At 72.4% G+C, this 17,317-nt stretch carries 19 protein-coding genes; 4 read left to right on the forward strand and 15 right to left on the reverse strand.

Going from position 1 to position 17,317, the window contains the following annotated elements; genetic code table 11:
- Positions 1-94 precede the first annotated feature (94 nt).
- The 3 genes from ACERMF_RS05695 to ACERMF_RS05705 all read left to right on the forward strand — a co-directional run bounded on the left by ACERMF_RS05695 (position 95) and on the right by ACERMF_RS05705 (position 2,835).
- Complete coding sequence (locus ACERMF_RS05695; RefSeq protein WP_373668065.1) at positions 95-1,153, forward strand: ATP-dependent DNA ligase; 1,059 nt, start codon at positions 95-97, stop codon at positions 1,151-1,153.
- A gap of 102 nt (positions 1,154-1,255) precedes the next feature.
- Positions 1,256-2,173 carry a prolipoprotein diacylglyceryl transferase gene (lgt, locus tag ACERMF_RS05700; protein ID WP_373668066.1) on the forward strand — a complete coding sequence of 306 codons (918 nt, stop codon included), beginning with the start codon at positions 1,256-1,258 and terminating at the stop codon, positions 2,171-2,173.
- Positions 2,174-2,208: 35 nt separating this feature from the next.
- Positions 2,209-2,835, forward strand: a complete 627-nt coding sequence (locus tag ACERMF_RS05705) for a TetR/AcrR family transcriptional regulator (RefSeq protein ID WP_373668067.1) — start codon at positions 2,209-2,211, stop codon at positions 2,833-2,835.
- Between the two features lie 29 nt (positions 2,836-2,864).
- Here the strand turns inward: ACERMF_RS05705 and lpdA are convergent, their stop codons facing one another.
- Genes lpdA through pdhA form a run of 4 tightly spaced genes read right to left on the reverse strand, consistent with a single transcriptional unit; the run spans position 2,865 to position 7,996 of the window.
- Complete coding sequence (gene lpdA / locus ACERMF_RS05710) at positions 2,865-4,295, reverse strand: dihydrolipoyl dehydrogenase (RefSeq protein WP_373668068.1); 1,431 nt, start codon at positions 4,293-4,295, stop codon at positions 2,865-2,867.
- A gap of 20 nt (positions 4,296-4,315) precedes the next feature.
- Positions 4,316-5,857: a dihydrolipoamide acetyltransferase family protein gene (locus ACERMF_RS05715; RefSeq protein WP_373668069.1), complete on the reverse strand. Its 1,542-nt coding sequence runs from the start codon at positions 5,855-5,857 to the stop codon at positions 4,316-4,318.
- A 58-nt stretch (positions 5,858-5,915) separates the two neighbouring features.
- The gene (locus tag ACERMF_RS05720; RefSeq protein ID WP_373668070.1) at positions 5,916-6,887 is read right to left on the reverse strand and encodes an alpha-ketoacid dehydrogenase subunit beta; all 972 of its coding nucleotides are present in this window, start codon (positions 6,885-6,887) and stop codon (positions 5,916-5,918) included.
- 2 nt (positions 6,888-6,889) lie between these two features.
- Complete coding sequence (pdhA, locus tag ACERMF_RS05725) at positions 6,890-7,996, reverse strand: pyruvate dehydrogenase (acetyl-transferring) E1 component subunit alpha (protein WP_373668071.1); 1,107 nt, start codon at positions 7,994-7,996, stop codon at positions 6,890-6,892.
- 349 nt (positions 7,997-8,345) lie between these two features.
- Between pdhA and ACERMF_RS05730 the strand changes: the two genes are divergently transcribed.
- Positions 8,346-8,753, forward strand: a complete 408-nt coding sequence (locus tag ACERMF_RS05730) for a universal stress protein (protein WP_373668072.1) — start codon at positions 8,346-8,348, stop codon at positions 8,751-8,753.
- Between the two features lie 56 nt (positions 8,754-8,809).
- On the opposite strand, the gene ACERMF_RS05735 is transcribed toward ACERMF_RS05730, so the two are convergent.
- From ACERMF_RS05735 to ACERMF_RS05785, 11 genes are all read right to left on the reverse strand, one after another.
- Positions 8,810-9,019 carry a hypothetical protein gene (locus ACERMF_RS05735; protein WP_373668073.1) on the reverse strand — a complete coding sequence of 70 codons (210 nt, stop codon included), beginning with the start codon at positions 9,017-9,019 and terminating at the stop codon, positions 8,810-8,812.
- Positions 9,020-9,093: 74 nt separating this feature from the next.
- The gene (fabI, locus tag ACERMF_RS05740) at positions 9,094-9,909 is read right to left on the reverse strand and encodes an enoyl-ACP reductase FabI (RefSeq protein WP_373668074.1); all 816 of its coding nucleotides are present in this window, start codon (positions 9,907-9,909) and stop codon (positions 9,094-9,096) included.
- 28 nt (positions 9,910-9,937) lie between these two features.
- Entirely contained in the window at positions 9,938-10,324 is a 387-nt protein-coding gene (locus ACERMF_RS05745) for a holo-ACP synthase (protein WP_373668075.1), read from the reverse strand.
- Complete coding sequence (locus ACERMF_RS05750) at positions 10,321-11,058, reverse strand: lysophospholipid acyltransferase family protein (RefSeq protein ID WP_373668077.1); 738 nt, start codon at positions 11,056-11,058, stop codon at positions 10,321-10,323. The genes ACERMF_RS05745 and ACERMF_RS05750 overlap by 4 nt, the downstream gene beginning before the upstream one ends.
- Positions 11,055-12,536: an acyl-CoA carboxylase subunit beta gene (locus ACERMF_RS05755; RefSeq protein ID WP_373668079.1), complete on the reverse strand. Its 1,482-nt coding sequence runs from the start codon at positions 12,534-12,536 to the stop codon at positions 11,055-11,057. Before ACERMF_RS05755 ends, ACERMF_RS05750 begins: the two co-directional genes overlap by 4 nt.
- A gap of 63 nt (positions 12,537-12,599) precedes the next feature.
- On the reverse strand, positions 12,600-13,865 hold the full coding sequence (gene fabF / locus ACERMF_RS05760) for a beta-ketoacyl-ACP synthase II (RefSeq protein WP_373668080.1): 1,266 nt from the start codon (positions 13,863-13,865) through the stop codon (positions 12,600-12,602).
- Between the two features lie 61 nt (positions 13,866-13,926).
- Entirely contained in the window at positions 13,927-14,172 is a 246-nt protein-coding gene (locus ACERMF_RS05765) for an acyl carrier protein (protein WP_373668081.1), read from the reverse strand.
- 118 nt (positions 14,173-14,290) lie between these two features.
- Positions 14,291-15,013, reverse strand: coding sequence for an SDR family oxidoreductase (locus tag ACERMF_RS05770; RefSeq protein ID WP_373668082.1), 723 nt, complete (start codon positions 15,011-15,013; stop codon positions 14,291-14,293).
- A complete protein-coding gene (locus ACERMF_RS05775; protein WP_373668083.1) occupies positions 15,010-16,002 on the reverse strand; it encodes a beta-ketoacyl-ACP synthase III in 993 nt (330 codons plus the stop codon). Before ACERMF_RS05775 ends, ACERMF_RS05770 begins: the two co-directional genes overlap by 4 nt.
- A 35-nt stretch (positions 16,003-16,037) precedes the next feature.
- Positions 16,038-16,268, reverse strand: coding sequence for a hypothetical protein (locus tag ACERMF_RS05780; RefSeq protein WP_373668084.1), 231 nt, complete (start codon positions 16,266-16,268; stop codon positions 16,038-16,040).
- Between the two features lie 44 nt (positions 16,269-16,312).
- Positions 16,313-17,230 carry an ACP S-malonyltransferase gene (locus ACERMF_RS05785; protein ID WP_373668085.1) on the reverse strand — a complete coding sequence of 306 codons (918 nt, stop codon included), beginning with the start codon at positions 17,228-17,230 and terminating at the stop codon, positions 16,313-16,315.
- Positions 17,231-17,317: the final 87 nt, after the last annotated feature.

Below are 17,317 nucleotides of genomic sequence, written 5' to 3' on the forward strand. Positions count from 1 at the left end.
ACTCCCTGATCGACGCCGCGCCCTGCGGACGGACCGCCGTGGAGCATGGCAGGCTGCGTCGGTCCGCGAGGCCTTCTCCCCCCGGAGCATGCACGTGAACCTGCCCGTCACCCCGCCCGTGGAACCGATGCTGGCAAAGCTCGCCCGCGAGTTGCCGATCGGGCCGTTGCACTACGAACCCAAGTGGGACGGGTTCCGGTGCATCGTGTTCCGGGACGGCGGCGAGCTGTTGCTGCAGAGCCGCAACCTCAAGCCACTCGATCGTTACTTCCCGGAGCTGCGCGAGCCGCTGCTCCGTCTCCTTCCGAAGCGCTGCGTCGTCGACGGCGAACTGGTCGTCCCGAGAGACGGCGTCCTCGACTTCGACGCGCTCTCCGAACGGATCCATCCCGCGGACTCGCGGGTGCAGATGCTCGCCGAGCGGACGCCGGCCCGCTTCGTCGCGTTCGACGTGCTCGCACTCGGCGAGGACGATTTGATGGGTGCCGCATTCGCACGACGCCGGGAGCGGCTGGCGGCGGCACTGCGCGGCATCGAGCCGCCGGTGCACCTCACGCCGGTGACCGACGATCCCGCGACGGCCAGCGACTGGTTCGCACGGTTCGAGGGCGCTGGACTGGACGGGGTGATCGCCAAGCCGGCCGACGGCCCCTACGCCCCGGGGAAGCGCACGCTGGTCAAGGTCAAGCACCAGCGGACGGCGGATGTCGTCGTCGGCGGGTTCCGCTGGCACAAGGACGGCGAGGGCGTCGGGTCTCTGCTGCTGGGGCTCTACGACGACGGTGGACAGCTCCGCCACATCGGGGTGGCGGCCGCGTTCTCGGCGAAGCGGCGCCGGGAACTCGTCGACGAGCTCGCGCCCTACCGGCCCGCCGACGGCGAGGCGCTGCCCGGACATCCCTGGGCCGACGGCGACGGCATGACCGGGACGCCGCGCGGTCCCTCGCGCTGGAACCAGGCCAAGGACACCAGCTGGCAGCCGTTGCGTCCCGAACTGGTGGCCGAGGTCGCCTACGAGCAGCTGCAGGGTGACCGGCTCCGCCACGGCGCCCGCCTGGTGCGTTGGCGTCCCGACCGTGACCCGGAATCGTGCCGCTACGACCAGCTGGAGAGCCCGCCGCCGGCTGAACTGGTCCACCTGTTCGCCGTCTGATCCGCGAACTCGTGCCGCTCCGGCGGACGCGACGCCAACGGGGTTCCCCGCCACCCGGAGCGGTACGTTCCCCGGCACGTCGAGACCTTCGAGGCAGCTGTCGTGCACGCCGTCCTGGGCACCATCCCCCCGCCGCCCTTCAACGGCTTCGAACTCGGGCCGCTGGACGTCCGTCTCTACGGCATCCTCATCGCCTTCGGCGCCTACCTGGCGCTTCGGCTGATGGTCCGGCGGTACGAGCAGTTCGGGGGCGACCCCTCGCGTGCCGAGACCGCCGCCCTGGTCATGCTCGGCGCCGGGTTCCTCGGGGCACGGCTGGCCTACGTCCTGCCCCGCCTCGACCACTTCCTGCGCCAGCCGCAGGACATCCTGGCCATCTGGCAGGGCGGACTCGCGCTCTTCGGCGGGCTCACCATCGGCTCGATCGTGGCGTTCCTGTACGCCAGGAACAAGCGGATGGACGTGCCGGCGCTGGCCGACGCCGCCGCACCGGCGGTGCCGCTCGCCCAGGCGATCGGGCGCTGGGGCAACTACTTCAACCAGGAACTCTACGGGCGTCCGACGGACGTGCCGTGGGCACTGGAGGTCGAGGCCGCCCATCGGCGGCCCGGGTACGAGAGCTTCTCGACCTTCCATCCCACGTTCCTGTACGAGTCGCTGTGGAACCTGGTGCTGTTCGCCGTGCTGTTGCGCATCGATCGGACCGGTCGCCTGCGGCGCGGATCGCTGGCGTTTCTGTACTTCATCGGGTACGGGATCGGCCGCGCCTGGATCGAGGCACTGCGGGTGGACACCGCCGAGCGCTATCTCGGACTCTCGCGCAACAACTGGGTCGCGCTGGCCGTCGTCGTGCTCGCGGTCGCCGGACTGGTGTGGTGGCAGCGGCGGACACCGCCCGCCACCACCGACCCCGCCGACGACGGCGACGTCGACCGGGATGCAGCCGACCACGCTCCCGCCGACGAGGCAGCGGACGCCGGCACCGACGCCACCCCGAGCGAGGGCGAGCGCCCCCACTGACCAGCACCGACCACGGCGACCCGAGGAGGTCCGTTGTGACCACGATCCGCCAGAACCGCCGCGAGGAGCAGCGGGCCAGGACGCGCGAAGAACTGCTCGACGCCGCGGCGCGGGTGTTCGCCGAGCGTGGCTACCACGCGGCCTCGGTGGACCTGGTCGCCGACGCCGCCGGCTACACCAAGGGGGCGGTGTACTCGAACTTCGACTCGAAGGAGGACCTGTTCCTCGCGCTGCTCGATCGACGCATCGAGGCCTCGATCGCCGCGATGGAGGAACTGCTCTTCGCCCGCGCCCCCGAGGACCGTGCGCAGATGTTCGCCGGCGCCGAACCCGAGGTCGAGGTCGTGGACCAGGACTGGTTCCTGCTCGAGACCGAGTTCATGCTCTACGCCGCACGCAATGGCGACGTCCGCGAGCGCATCGCGGCGCGACAGCGCCTCATCCAGGACCGGGTCACCGAACTGGTCGGCCGGCACCTCGACGACCTCGGCGTCGCGCCCGAGCGGCTGGCGCCGGAGCGGTTCGCCCGGATCCTGATCGCCGTCGTCTCCGGCCTCGCGCGCGCGTCGCTGGCCGACCCCCGCGCCAGCGACCACGCCGGAGAACTGCTCAACGACGTGGCGAACGGGTTGATCCACCAGGCCACGTCGCCGCCGTCCTGACGCGGGGGCCGGCGCCCCCACGCCGGCGGTCAGGCCCCGTGGAACGGCAGACCCGCCGCGGACTGGAACGCCTCGCCCATCGCCTCGTACAACGAGGGGTGCGCGTGGGTGATTGCCGCCAACTCCTCGGGGAGGGCCTCCCAGGTCGTGGCGAGGGTCGCCTCGGCGATCAGGTCGGTCGCGTGCGGTCCGACGATGTGGACGCCGACGACCGGGCCACCGCCGCCCGGGGCCCCGACGGGCGTCTGGTCGGTGCGGTGCACGACCTTCACGAACCCCTCGGTACCCGCCAGGATGCCCTTGGCATTGTGGCGGAGGGACGAGGTCTCGACGGCCACGGCGTTGTCGCCGTAGGCGTCGCGTGCCTGGGCCTCGGTCAGCCCGACGGACGCGACCTCGGGGTGGCAGTAGGTCACGCGCGGCGTCTGCGTGTGGTCCACGGGCCGCGCGCCGTCCTGACCGGCGATCCGGTCGGCGACCGCGAAACCCTCGGCGAAGGCGGCATGCGCGAGCGCCAGGGTCGGGCGGACGTCCCCGACGGCCCAGACGCCCTCGATCTCGGTCGCGCCCCACGCATCGGTGACCACGAACCCGCGCTCGTCGAGGATGCCGAGCTCGGCGGCCCCCGTGTCGGCGGTGTTGGGTCCCCGACCGGTCGCGACCAGCACCCGGTCCGCCTCGAGCACACGCTCTTGACCGTCGACCTCGACCACGACCCGGCCGAGGTCACCATCGCGTTCGACCGACTGCACCCGGGCCGAGGTCAGGACCTCGATGCCGCGCTGCGCATAGGCCTTCGCCACCGCCGTGGAGCAGTCGGCGTCCTCGAGCGGGAGGACGCGGTCGAGCGCCTCGACCACCGTGACCTCGCTGCCCATCGGCCGCCACATCGACGCGAACTCCATGCCGATGGCGCCGGCGCCGATGATCACCGCCCGCTGCGGCGGCGCGGTGAACCACAACGCGTGGTCGGAGGTCTGCACGACCTCACCGTCGATGTCGACGCCCGGCAGGCTGCGTGCGTACGAGCCCGTGGCCAGCACGACGTGTCGACCCTGGACGCGCGTCGTCGCGCCCTCGCCATCGGTGACCTCGACCTCGACGCGGCCGTCCTGGCCACGCACGAGGCGACCACGACCTTCGTGGCGGGTGGTGCGCTTGGCGACCAGGAAGTCGAGACCCTTGAACATCCGCGTGATGACGCCCTCGCGGAACGCCGTGAGCGCGTTCCCGTCGAGGCCGTCGTAGCGGACCCTCAGGCCGAGGACGTCGGCACGGTGCACCTCCTCGAGCACCTCGGCGACGTGCAGCACCGCCTTCGACGGGATGCAGCCGCGGTGCAGGCAGGTACCACCGACCTTGTCCGCCTCGACGAGCGCGACGTCGAGTCCGCGGGCCGCGGCCCGGAACGCCGTGGCGTACCCACCGGGGCCGCCCCCGACGACGACGATGTCATGCATGTGCGCTTTCCTTGGTCGCGTCAGCTGTGCAGCAGGATGCGGGCGGGGTTCTCGCACAGGTTCGCGACGTAGGTCACGAACCGTCCCGCCTCGCCGCCGTCGCTGATCCGGTGGTCGAACACGAGCGAGAACTTGCAGGTGCGCCGCACCACCACCTCGCCGTCGACGACCCAGGGGCGTTCCTCGATCGCGCCGACCCCGAGGATCCCGGCTTCGGGGTGGTTGATGATCGGGTTGCCGTCGTCGTTGCCGAACGCGCCGTAGTTGGAGACGGTGAAGGTGCCGCCGGTCATGTCGCCGGCGCCGATGCTGCCGTCGCGTGCCGCGGTCGCGAGCCGGTTGAGCTCGGCCGCGATCTGCAGCGTCGACTTGGCGTGCGCGTCCTTGATGTTGGGGACGACCAGGCCGCGGTCGGTGTCGGCGGCGAAGCCGAGGTTGACGTGCTCGTGCAGACGGATCTCGCCGGCCTCGCGGTCGATCACGCCGTTGAGGGTCGGGAAGCGCCGCAGACCGAGCACGACGGCGCGCAGGATGAGGGCGAACGGCGTCACCTTGACGTCGAACCCGTCGGCCTGCGCCTGGGCGGTCAGGTCCTTGCGCAGCTCCCACAGCGTGGTGAGGTCGGCCCACTTGGTGCAGGTCGCTTCCGGGATCTCCGTGCGCGAGACCTCCATCTTCTCGACGATCCGTTTCCGGATCCCGCGGATCGGTTCCACCTCGCCGGGGGTACGCCCACGGAAGCCGGGCACCACCTTCTCGCCGCCACCGCTGAAGCCCGCGAAGGGGTCGGTGGCGGGCGCCGCCCGCTGGCCGGTGCCGGACGCGGTCGCGACCTCGGAGCGCGCCGGGGCCGTGGCGGGTGCGTGGTCGCGTGCGGCGTCGTCACCGGACCGCGAGGCCGCCGCGTGGACGTCGTCGCGTGTGATGACGCCGTCGGGACCGGATCCGGGAGCGATCGAGGCGAGGTCGACGCCGAGGTCCTTCGCCAGCTTCCGTACGGGTGGCTTGGCCAGGGGCGCGACGACGACCGGAGCCTGCCCGTCGCCCGCGGTGTCGCCCGCGCCGCCCCCTCGGCGACGCCGCCGCGCCCCCGACTTGCCCGCGCCGTAGCCGACCAGCGGCTGGGGTTCCTCGTCCGCGTCGAGGCCGGTCGACTTGCGTCCCGCCTCGCCGTCGTGGACCTCGCCGTACAGGCCGGCGGTCTCCTCCACCGACTTCGCGGCGGCGCTCGCGCCGGCCTCGAACCCGCCCTGCGCGGGCGACGCCTCGGTGGCGGCGAGCGTGGCCGCGGCCTCCTCGGCGACCGCGCCCCCCTCGACCGCGACGTCGATGCGGAGGAACACGGTGCCCACCTGCAGCGCCTCGCCGACCTCGCCGACGCGTTCGACGACCTTGCCGGCGAACGGCGAGGGGACGTCGACCACGGCCTTGGCGGTCTCGATGGACGCCACGGTCTGGTTGAGCTCGATCACGTCGCCGACGGCGACGTGCCACTCGACGACCTCGCCCTCCTCGAGACCCTCCCCGAGGTCGGGCAGCTTGAAGTCCTTCACGTCACTCACGGATCACCCTTCATCGACGTCGCGGGCGGCAGCCGGGTACTGACCGGCCACCCGTGTGTCAGTAGTTCAGCGACCGCTCGACGAGGTCGAGGATCCGGTCGACGTCGGGCAGCCAGAACTCCTCGAGCTTGGCCGGCGGATAGGGCGTGTCGTAGCCCGTCGCCCGCAGCACCGGGGCCTCGAGCGAGTAGAACGCCTGCTCCTGGATGCGTGCGGCGATCTCGGCGCCCATGCCCAGGGTCTGGGCGGCCTCGTGCACGACGATCGCACGACCGGTGCGTTCGACGGAGGCGACCATCGTGGGCGTGTCCAGCGGACTGAGCGAACGGAGGTCGACGACCTCGAGCGACCAGCCCTCGTCGGCTGCGGCCTCGGCGGCCTCCATGGCCGTGCGCACCATCGGGCCGTAGCAGAACACCGACACGTCGGTGCCTTCACGCCGGACGACGGCCCGGTGCGGCGGCTCGGTCTGCACCGGCAGCGTGGTGTCGGACTTCATCCAGTAGCGACGCTTGGGCTCCAGGAAGATGACGGGGTCGTCCATCGCGATCGCGGCCCGCATCATCGAGTAGGCGTCCTCGGGCGTGCCGGGCGTGAACACCTTCAGGCCGGCCGTGTGGGCCCAGTAGGCCTCGGGCGACTCCGAGTGGTGCTCGACCGCGCCGATCCCGCCGCCGTAGGGGATGCGGATCGTGACCGGGAGCTTGACCGTGCCGCGTGATCGGTTCGGCATCTTCGCGAGGTGGCTGACGATCTGCTCGAACGCCGGGTAGGTGAACCCGTCGAACTGCATCTCGGGAACGGGCCGGAACCCGTACATCGCCAGCCCGATCGCGGTGCCGATGATCCCCGACTCGGCCAGCGGGGTGTCGAAGCAGCGGTCCTCGGTGAACTTCTCCTGCAACTTGTCGGTGACGCGGAACACGCCACCGAGCTTGCCGACGTCCTCACCGAAGACGAGCACACGCTCGTCCTCGGACATCGCGTCGTGCAGCGCCTGGTTGATCGCCTGTGCCAGTGTGACCGCCATCGTCAGCCCTCCCCCTGACCCGCGTCGAGCTCTGACCGCAGCTGTTCGCGCTGCAGGTCGAAGTGGCCCGTCGGGTCGACGTAGACGTGCTCGAACAGCTCCATCGGGTCGCCGTGCGGCGCGTCGTAGATGCCGGCGCGCACGTACGAGGCGACCTCCTTGGCCTGGTCCTCGACGGCTTCTTCGAGCTCGGTGTCGTACAGGTCGCGCTGCTGCAGGAAGTTGCGCATCCGCGCGATGGGGTCGGTCAGGGCGGCCTCGTCCAGTTCGGCCTGGGTGCGGTAGCGCGACGGGTCGTCGGAGGTCGTGTGGGCCTCCATCCGGTAGGTCAGCGCCTCGATGAAGGTGGGGCCCTCGCCGGCCCTGGCCCGGTCGACGGCCTTCTTGGTCACCGCGTAGGTGGCCAGCACGTCGTTGCCGTCGCAGCGGCGGCCGGGCAACCCGTAACCGATGGCCTTGTGCGCCAGGGTCGGGGCCGCGGTCTGCTTCTCGAGCGGCACCGAGATCGCGTACTGGTTGTTCTGCACGAAGAAGATGACGGGCGCACGGGTCACGCCGGCGAAGGTCATGGCCTCGTGCGGGTCGCCCTCGGAGGTTCCGCCGTCACCGAAGTAGGTCATCGTGACGATCGGGTTGTTGTCGAGACGCGCACCCATGGCGAAGCCCGTGGCGTGAAGCGCCTGCGTGCCGATCGGGATCGACATCAGGCCGAAGTGGTGCTTGTAGGGGTCGTGGTCGCTGAGCCAGGTGCCGCGGTACAGGTGCAACAGCCCGGCGGCATCGACCTGGCGCACGAGCGCGGCGCCGAGCTCCCGGTACGACGGGAAGATCCAGTCCTCCTCGGCCAGTGCATAGGCCGAACCGACCTGGGCGGCTTCCTGCCCCATGCACGAGGCATAGACGCCGAGCTGCCCCTGCCGCTGCAGGTTGATCGCCTCGCGGTCGACCTTGCGGGTGACGAGCATGAGGCGGTACAGCTCGCGCAGGCCGGCGTCGTCGAGATCGATCGGATGCTCGGGATCCTCGTGGTAGGTCCCGTCCGGGTCCAGCAGGTGCACCGGTTCGTCGGGAGGAAGCAGCTCCCGGGGATCGATGGCAGCGTCGGCCACGTGCCCACTCCTCGCTTGTCGGGGCGGTCGCACGGGGTGTCCGGCGACGCCCAGCCGTCACGGGTGCCAATTCCTCCCCGACACACCGTGTCACCGCATGCTGCCCGATTGGGGGCAGACGGTGTACTGGTCTCTCCACCGGAGCGTGCGCGGGATCACCGTGCGTCGCGCCGGTCACACGACTCGGGCGGAGGCGTGTGGCCCCGAACCCTAGTCACCCGCGCTGGCCGGAGCATGTTCGTGTGGCACGAGCCGCGCACGGCGCCGTTCACCGGGCCGGCCTGGCGGTGCCCACACGATTAGCATGGCCGTGGCTCGACCGTCGGGCCATGGGGAGGTCGAACAACGCATGCGCATCGTCGTCGGATTCCTGCGGTCGCCCGAGGGACGCGCCGCTCTGCAACGGGCTGTCGAGGAGGCGCGGCTGCGCGATGCCGAACTGCTCGTCGTGCACTCCTTCCGCGGCGGGCCCCGGGAGGACGAGGCCGAGGTCATCGCCTACCGGGAGGAGTTCGAGCGCCTCGAGCGCCAGCTCAGCACGGAGGGCGTCCGCTACACCCTCCGCGAGTTCGTCCGGGGCAATGCGCCGGACGAGGACCTGCTGCAGGTGGCCAAGGACGAGGATGCCGACCTGATCGTCATCGGCATCCGCCGTCGTTCGCCGGTCGGCAAGCTCGTGCTCGGCAGCAACGCACAGGACATCCTGCTCCAGGCGGACTGTCCGGTCCTGGCCGTCAAGGCCGCGACGGAGTCCTGAACACGCCGACGGCGTCGCGGCAGGTGGCCGCGACGCCGTCGGTCGGAGTCAAGAGGTCAGACGCCGCTGCGGCCCTTCCCGCGACCGGCGATCGCGCCGACCACGGCCAGCACGACGGCGATGATCAGCAGCCACATCAGCCCCTCGACGAGGAGTCCGACGCCGCCGATGACGAGGGCCAGGATGAGCAACAGAATGGCGAGACCGCCCATGTTCTTCTCCGATGTGTAGGTCGTGAGCACATTCTCGTCGGCGTGGGCCGGCACGTCTGCCCCCCTGGCCCGGCCACACGTCGGACCGAATGCCGCCACACTGCCCGAACGACCCTGATCCCGGCCTCTCAGCCATCGGTCGGCGGGACGGGTGCCTCCGCCGCGGCAGGCATCCCCGCACCCATCGCGTGCACCCCGCCGTCGACGTGGACGATCTCGCCCGTCACCCCGGGGGTCCAGTCCGACAGCAGGGCGCAGACCGTGCGGGCCACCGGCTCGGGGTCACCGAGGTCCCAGCCGAGCGGCGCCCGCTCCTTCCACACCGTCTCGAAGTCGGCGAACCCGTCGATCGAGCGCGCCGCCATGGTGTTGAGCGGTCCCGCGGCCACGAGGTTGACCCGCACGCCGCGCGGGCCGAGTTCGCGCGCCAGGTAGCGGTTGGCCGACTCCAGGCCGGCCTTGGCCACGCCCATCCAGTCGTAGCCGGGCCAGGCCACCTGCGCGTCGAAGTCGAGGCCGACCACCGACGCCCCGTCCGCGGCCCCGAGCAGATCGGCGAAGCCGTTGGCGAGTGCCGCGTAGGAGTACGTCGACACCTGGAACGCCGTGGCGACGTCGTCCCACGGCGCGTCGAGGAAACCCCCGCCCAGACAGCTGGCGGGCGCGAACCCGATGGCGTGCAGCAGGCCGTCGAGCCGGCCCCAGCGCGACCCCAGCGCGGTGGCGACGGCGGCGATGTCCTCGGGCCTGGTGACGTCGAGTTCGAGCACCTCGACCTCCCCCGGCAGGCGCGCGGCGGATCGTTCCGTCAGCCGACGCGACCGCCCGAACCCGGTGAGCACCACCTCGGCGCCCTGCACGATCGCGGTGTTCGCCACGGCGAACGCGATCGAGCGCGGGTCGAGCACGCCGGTGATGAGCAGCTTCTTGCCGTCGAGCAGCATCTGGTCTCGTCCTCGGTTCGGGGAGCGGTCAGGTGGTGGGGCGGGGGCCGACGACCAGGGCCATGGCGACGCCGCCGTCGTGGGACAACGAACACGTCAGGCCGCTGGGCCGGCCGTTGACGAACAGGTTCGGGGCGCCCGACGGGTCGCTTCGGACCTCGACGGCGTGAAAGGGCAACCGCAAATCACCCAGGGCCTTGCGGGTCGCCTCCTTGGCCGCGAAACGGGCCGCGAGGCGCGCCCGTTCGAGCTCGGAGCCGGCCGCCACGTCGCCGCGGCGGGCGTCGGCGATCTCGCGATCGGTGAAGACGCGCACGAGGAACCCCTCGCGGCGGTCGATGGCGGCGGACAGACGGGCGACGTCGACGACGTCGCAACCGGCGGCGAGCGCGAGGGCCGGGGTGGTCTCGCTCACGCGCCGCCTCCGAAGGGCGAGAAGTCGTCGGCACACTCGGTGCCACCGAGTTCGGCGAGGATCACCTGGAGCCGGTCGTTGAACTCGCGCCGGGCCCGCGGCGTGGGCTCGGGCGGTGCGAGCGGTGGGCCGAAACGGACCGTGACCCGCCCGCCACGCAACCGGGGACGGGCGCCGATCGGCCAGACGTCGTAGATGCCGGCGACGGCAGCCGGAACGACCTGCGCGCCGCTGCTCACCGCGAGGCGTACCAGGCCGCTCCGCAGACGGTGCACCCGACCGTCCCGGCTGCGCGATCCCTCGGGATAGACCGCCACCGCCCGTCCGTCGGCGAGGAGGTCACCGAGGACGTGCATCGCGTCGGCGTCGGCCTCGCCGCGCCGCAGCGGGACCATGCCGAGCTTCGGCAGCAGGGGCCCGATGACGGGCCACTGCGTCAACCGGACGTCGCCCAGGAAGTGGATCGGGCGCCGAATCGCGACCCCCAGAGCCACGGAGTCGGCGTGGGACTGGTGCGTCGAGGCGACCAGCACGGGCCCTTCCGCCGGGACGTGATGAGCCCCCTCGACGTGCAGACGCAGCCACAACTGCAACACCGGACGCAGGGTCAACCGCACGACCGAACGGGCACCCGGCACCATCGGCGCGACGGTCGGCTGACGCTCGACGGTGCGACCCTGCGAGCCCGCCTGCGGCTCGTGTGGCGGGGGCGAGGCGGGCAGGGGCACGGTCACTGCGGGAGGTTGTCGTGCACGAATGCGGGTTGGCGTGCGCCCTTCAGCGATCGCAGGATGCCGACCAGGGCGTCGCGGGTCTCCTCGGGGGCGATGATCTCGTCGACGCTGCCGCGTCGCGCCGCCAGATCGACGTGCATGGCGTCGGCGCGGTACTGCTCGACCATCTCGTCGCGCCGCTCCGGTTCGGCGTCGAGCTGCCGGCGGAAGATGATGTCCGCGGCCCCTTCCGCGCCCATGACGGCGAGTTCGGCATCGGGCCACGCGAGGACCGCGTCGGCGCCGAGGCTGCGCGAGTTCATGACGATGTAGGCGCCGCCGAACGCCTTGCGCAGGACGACCGACACGCGGGGCACCGTCGCCGAGGCGAAGGCGTGCAGCAGCTTCGCGCCCTTGCGGATGACGCCGCCGTTCTCCTGGGCGGTCCCGGGCAGGAAGCCGGGCACGTCGACCGCCACGACCAGCGGGATGCCGAAGGCGTCGCAGAACCGCACGAACCGCGCCCCCTTCTCGCTCGCCGTCAGGTCCAGCACGCCCGCGAGCCACTTCGCCTGGTTCGCGACGACACCGACGGTGCGACCGTCGATGCGGGCGAAACCGACGACGAGGTTGCGGGCCCAACGCTCCTGGACTTCCAGGAACCGCCCGCCGTCGACGACGCCGCGGATCACGTCCCGGACGTCGTAGGGCTCACGACCGTCGACCGGAACCAGCGCACGCAGGTCGACCGGTGGCGGCGGTTCGGGGGCCACCTCGGGCAGCGGCGACGACGAGGACGAGGGCAGGTAGCTCAGCAGCTCCCGCGTCAGTTCGAACGCCGCGTCGTCGTCGTCGACGACGAACGAGGCGCAGCCGGAACGCTCACCGTGGACTTCGGGCCCCCCGAGCGAGCGGGCATCCACGTCCTCGCCGGTGACCGCCTTCACCACCCGCGGCCCGGTGAGGAACATGTAGGCCTCGTCGGTCATGACGGTGAAGTCCATCAGCGCCGGCGAGTAGACCGCGCCGCCCGCGCAGGGACCGAGGATCAGCGCGATCTGCGGCACCCGGCCGGAGGCGGCCACGTTGGCCCGGAACACCTGGCCGTAGCCGTCGAGGGCGGCGACGCCCTCCTGGATACGGGCGCCGCCCGAGTCGTTGATCCCCACGACCGGGACCCCACCGCGGGCCGCCTGCTCGATGCTGCGGGCGATCTTGTCGGCATGGGCCTCGCCGAGCGAGCCGCCGAGCACCCGACGGTCCTGGGCGTACACGTTGACCTGGCGGCCACCGATCGCGGCGGTGCCGGCGACGACACCGTCGGTGTCAGGGCGCCGCTTGTCCAGGCCGAACTGGTTCGCGCGGTGCTGTCGCTGCGAACCGAGCTCGACGAGGGTGCCGGGATCGAGCAGTCGGGACAGGCGCACACGCGCACCGTCGCCAGGCTGCAGCGAGATCGGGTCGAGCGCTGGTGTCTCGACGTGCATGGTCTCGGTCACGAAGTACCTCGTTGTCGCGGGGAGGCGGCGCCGGCCGAAGCCGGCGCCGGGAGGCGCCGGTGGTCAGGCGCGGGTGATGACGAGCGCGGAGTTCTGCCCGCCGAAGCCCATCGAGGTGGACAGGACGGCCTCGAGTTCGACGCGGCGCGGTTCTCCCGCGACGACGTCCAGGGCGATCTCGGGGTCCTGGGTGGTGAGGTTGGCGGTCGGGGGGATCAGGCCCTCGCGCAGGGCCTGGATCGCGAACGCCGCCTCGACGGCACCGGCCGCGCCGAGCAGGTGGCCGGTGACGCCCTTGGTGGAGGTGACCGCGATGGCGTCGGTGTGGTCGCCGAACACCGCGCGCATGGCGCGGGCCTCGGCGGCGTCGTTGAGCGGCGTCGAGGTGCCGTGGGCGTTGAGGTGGCCGATGCTGGTCGGGTCGATCCCGGCGTCGTCGAGCGCCCGCTGGATCGCGAGCACAGCGCCGCCGCCGTCATCGGGGGGCGCGGTGGCGTGGAACGCGTCGGCCGACGCGCCGGCACCGGCGATGGTGGCCAGCAGGCGCGCCCCGCGCCGCCTGGCGTGTTCCTCGGACTCGAGCACCAGCACGCCGGCGCCCTCGCCCATCACGAAGCCGTCGCGGTCGACGTCGAACGGGCGCGAGGCCGCCGCGGGGTCGGGATTGCGTGACAGGGCGCCCATCTGCGCGAAGGCGCTGATCGAGAGCGCGGTGATGCCGGCTTCGACGCCGCCCGCAAGCACCACGTCCGCCGAACCGGACCGGATCAGGTCGCGGGCGAGGTGGATCGCCGAGGCCCCGGCCGCGCAGGCGGTGTTGACGGTCATGTTCGGACCGCGGGCGCCGGTGCGGATCGCCACCGTCCCGGCCGCGGTGTTGGACAGCATCTTGGGCACGAACATCGGCGACGCGCGGCCCGGGCCCTTGTCGATGAAGCGGGGATACTCGTCGGCCCAGGTCTCGGCGCCGCCGATGCCCGAACCGAGCAGGATCCCGACCAGGTCGGGATCGGTCGCGACGATCCGCTCGGGTTCGTCGGCGTCGGGGTCCCCGAGGCCGGCGTCGGCCACCGCATCGGCGGCGGCCATCACGCCGAGGTGCGTGAAGCGGTCGAGGCGCCGCTTCGCGCCGCGACCGATCTCGGCGTCGGGATCGAAGGCCGGCACGCGGCAGGCGATCGTCACCGGCGTGCCGGCGGCCGCCAGTTCCTCGTCGACCGTCGCGGCGGCTTTACCGGCCAGGACGCCGTTCCAGGCGTCGACCACCCCGCGGCCTGCGGGAGTCACCAGACCCATGCCGGTGACCACGACGTTGCGTGGTGCGTTCATCGCGGACCTCCTAGGTCGTTCGCGGTGCGGGACGCGGGAGCGTCCTGGCGGGTGGGCTGCCTCAGGCGGCGGCCTGCTGCTTCTCGGTGATCTTGTCGATGGCGTCCTGCACGGTGCGGACGTCCTCGAGCTCCTCGTCCTCGAGCTTGACGCCGGTCTCCTCCTCGAGCACCAGGGTCAGCTCGACGACGTCGAGCGAGTCGAGACCGAGCGCCTCGAAGGTGGCCTCGGGGGCGATGTCGTCGGCCGGCACGCCGAAGGTGTCGACGAGGATGGTCTTGAAGGTGGCGAACAGGTCCTGGCTCATGGGGTGCTCCTCAGCAGTCGTTTCGGGCGTGTGCCCCGGCGGATCCGGTGACACGGGTCGTGCGTGGACCATCTCGGCGAGACGGTCGCCCGGCCCACGGGGCCGGAAGTCGGGTCGGTCAGATGCCGGCGCCGCCGTCGACGGGGATGACGGCGCCGGTGGTCGAACCGGCACGTTCGGAGGCGAGGAAGGCGATCGTCGCGGCGACCTCGTCGGCCTCGACCGCACGACCGGTGGGCGCCTGGGCGAGCAGGGCCTCGCGGGCCTCGTCGCCGAGCGCGTCGGTCATGGCGGTGGCGACGAAGCCGGGTGCGACCACGTTGACGGTGACGCCCTTGCGGCCGAGCTCGCGGGCCAGCGACTTGCTGAAACCGATCAGGCCGGCCTTGGACGCCGCATAGGCGGTCTGCCCGACGTTGCCGCGGAGGGCGACGACGGACGCGACGTTGACGATGCGCCCGAAGCGCGCCCGAAGCATCGGCCGCATCGCGGCGCGGGAGACGAGGTAGGCACCGCGCAGGTTGACCTCGATGGTGCGGTCGAAGCGCGCGGGGTCCAGGCGCAGGAGGAGGTCGTCGTCGGCGACGCCGGCGTTGTTGACCACCACGGCCAGGGTGCCGACCTCGCCGGCACGGGCGACCGCGGCCGCGACCGAGTCCTCGTCGGTGACGTCGACATGGACCGCCTCGGCATCGCCGGGACAGTCGGCGGCCGTCTTGGTCGCCGCGTCCTCGTTGCCGCCGTAGCCGACCAGCACGTGGTAGCCGTCGGCGGACAGGGCGCGACAGGTCGCGGCGCCGATGCCGCCGCTGCCGCCGGTCACGAGTGCCACGCGGTTCATGCGTTCCCTCCGCCGGTGGTGGGGTTCCAGGTCAGCAGGCAGGCGCCCCAGGTCAGCCCTGCACCGAACGCGGTCAGCAACACGGTGTCGCCGGGCCGCAGCCGGCCGCCGTCGCGCGCGTCGGCCAGCGCCAGGGGCACCGAGGCCGCCGAGGTGTTGCCGTGCTGGCCCACGGTGACGTGGCAGCGGGCCGGTTCGATGCCGACGCGCTGGGCGACGGCGTCGAGGATCCGAACATTGGCCTGGTGGCCGATGAACAGGTCGACGTCGTCGATGGTGAGACCGGCCTGCTCGAGCACGTCCCTGGACGCGGCCGCCATGCGTGACACGGCGTTGCGGTAGACGTCGCCGCCGCGCATCGTCAGGAAGTGGCTGCGGTCGTCGACGACCTGGTGGCTGACGGGGGCGCGGGTTCCGCCCGTCGCGGTCCACAGCATCGACGGGTCGCGGCCGTCGGCACCGAGGGAGAAGGGTCCGATGCGTCCGGTCTCGTCGGGGACCACGACGACGGCGCCGGCACCGTCACCGAACAGGATCGACACGCCCCGGTCCCGGGGGTCGACGATGCGACTGAGCGTCTCGGCGCCGATGACGAGCACGGGCGCGTCCTCGGCCAGCGCCAGGGCTGTGCCGACACGCAGCGCGTACACGAATCCCGAGCACGCGGCCTGGACGTCGAAGGCGCCGACCTCGGTGCCGAGTGCGGCGGCGACCAGGGGCGCGGTCCCGGGGACCATGTGGTCCGGGGTCGTGGTGGCCACGATCACCGCGGCGACGTCATCGGTACCGAGGCCGGCGTCGGCGAGGGCCGCCTTGCCCGCTTCCAACGCGAGGTCGGAGGTCGCCTGCTCGGGCGCGGCGTAGTGGCGCTGGACGATGCCGGTCCGCGAACGGATCCACTCGTCGGAGGTGTCGAGCCCCGTCGCGGCGAGGTCGTCGTTGGTGACGACCCGTTCGGGCAGGTAGGCACCGAGGCCCGCGATGGTCACGGGGGCCCCGGCAGCACCGGTGCGGCGGCGCACCATCAGCGGCGCACCCAGAGCACGCCCTCGCCGGCGGAGACGGCCTGGCGGGCACCCGCGAGCGCACCACCGACCCGTCCGCTGCAGTTGGCGCGGATCTCGGCCGGACCGTAGGCACCCTCGACGGTGGCCACGATGTCGCCCCGGGAGACGACGGTGTCGGCAGCGACCAGGCTGCGGACCCGGCCGTCGACGGGCGAGGTGACGAGGGTCATGGCGGGGATCGGGATCATGACGAGGTACTCCGGTGCGTCGAAGGTGCGGGGAGGAACAGGTGTCAGGCGCGGGCGCCGGCGAACCGATCGGCGACGGCCACCACGTCCTCGGGGGCCGACACGGTGTGGACGCGCAGGTCGGGCACGCTGCGCTTGGCGAGACCGGCCAGGACGCCGCCCGGTCCGACCTCGACCAGGTCCTCGACGCCGAGTTCGGCGAGTCGGGCCTGCAGTTCGCGCCACCGGACCGGGGCGAGGACGCCGGCGACCAGGGCGCGGCCGATGGCATCGCCGTCGCGGAGCACGTCGGTGGTCGTGCCGGTGACCAGGGGCACCCGCGGGTCGCGGAGTTCGACGTCGGCCAGCGCGGCGGCGAGGTCGTCGACGGCCGGCGCCATCGCCGGCGAGTGGAAGGCGCCCTCGACGTCGAGCGGCAGGGCCCGCCCGCCGGCCTCGCGGGCACGCTCGCGGATGCGTTCGATGGCGTCGGGCGTGCCGGCGAGCACGACCTGGCCCGGTGCGTTGTCGTTGGCGACGACCAGGTCGGGGTCCTCGTCGACGAGCACCTGGACGGCGTCGGGCTGCAGCTTGACCAGCGCCGCCATGCCGCCGGGGTTCGCGGCGCAGGCACGACCCATGGCGGCGCCGCGTGCGGCGACGACCCGGGCCCCGTCGGCGACCGGAAGTGACCCGGCGGCGATGGCGGCGGTGGCCTCTCCCAGGCTGTGTCCGGCGACCACGTCGGGGCTGACACCAGCCCCGAGCAGCGCCCGCCAGGCGACCAACGAGGCGGTCATGATCGTCGGCTGCGCGTCGGCCGTCCGTGCCCCCGTCGCCGCATCCGCGGCCAGGCTGCGCAGGTCGCGACCGATGGCGTCGCCGACCTCGTCGACGACCGAGGCGGCCTCGTGGTCGTCCCAGGCGTCGAGGCATCCGGCACGGAACGAACCCTGGCCGGGGAACACGAACGCGAGACGCACGGAGACTCCTTCGCGGGGGACGGGACGGCGGCGGAACCGGGATGTCGGCAGCAACCGCTCGCACGGAGGGGCCGACGCGCCGGCCAA

The organism is Egicoccus sp. AB-alg6-2 (assembly GCF_041821025.1).
In the GTDB taxonomy this organism is placed as follows: Bacteria; Actinomycetota; Nitriliruptoria; order Nitriliruptorales; family Nitriliruptoraceae; genus Egicoccus.

What these genes read in the sequence shown, in the direction of transcription:
- fabI (WP_373668074.1), bottom strand. Translation starts at nt 9,909, where the DNA reads ATGCTGCTCGACGGCAAGAAGCTGCTCATCACCGGCGTGCTCGACCCG.
- ACERMF_RS05780 (WP_373668084.1), bottom strand. Translation starts at nt 16,268, where the DNA reads ATGATCCCGATCCCCGCCATGACCCTCGTCACCTCGCCCGTCGACGGC.
- ACERMF_RS05720 (WP_373668070.1), bottom strand. Translation starts at nt 6,887, where the DNA reads ATGGCGGTCACACTGGCACAGGCGATCAACCAGGCGCTGCACGACGCG.
- ACERMF_RS05765 (WP_373668081.1), bottom strand. Translation starts at nt 14,172, where the DNA reads ATGAGCCAGGACCTGTTCGCCACCTTCAAGACCATCCTCGTCGACACC.
- ACERMF_RS05730 (WP_373668072.1), top strand. Translation starts at nt 8,346, where the DNA reads ATGCGCATCGTCGTCGGATTCCTGCGGTCGCCCGAGGGACGCGCCGCT.
- lpdA (WP_373668068.1), bottom strand. Translation starts at nt 4,295, where the DNA reads ATGCATGACATCGTCGTCGTCGGGGGCGGCCCCGGTGGGTACGCCACG.
- fabF (WP_373668080.1), bottom strand. Translation starts at nt 13,865, where the DNA reads ATGAACGCACCACGCAACGTCGTGGTCACCGGCATGGGTCTGGTGACT.
- ACERMF_RS05770 (WP_373668082.1), bottom strand. Translation starts at nt 15,013, where the DNA reads ATGAACCGCGTGGCACTCGTGACCGGCGGCAGCGGCGGCATCGGCGCC.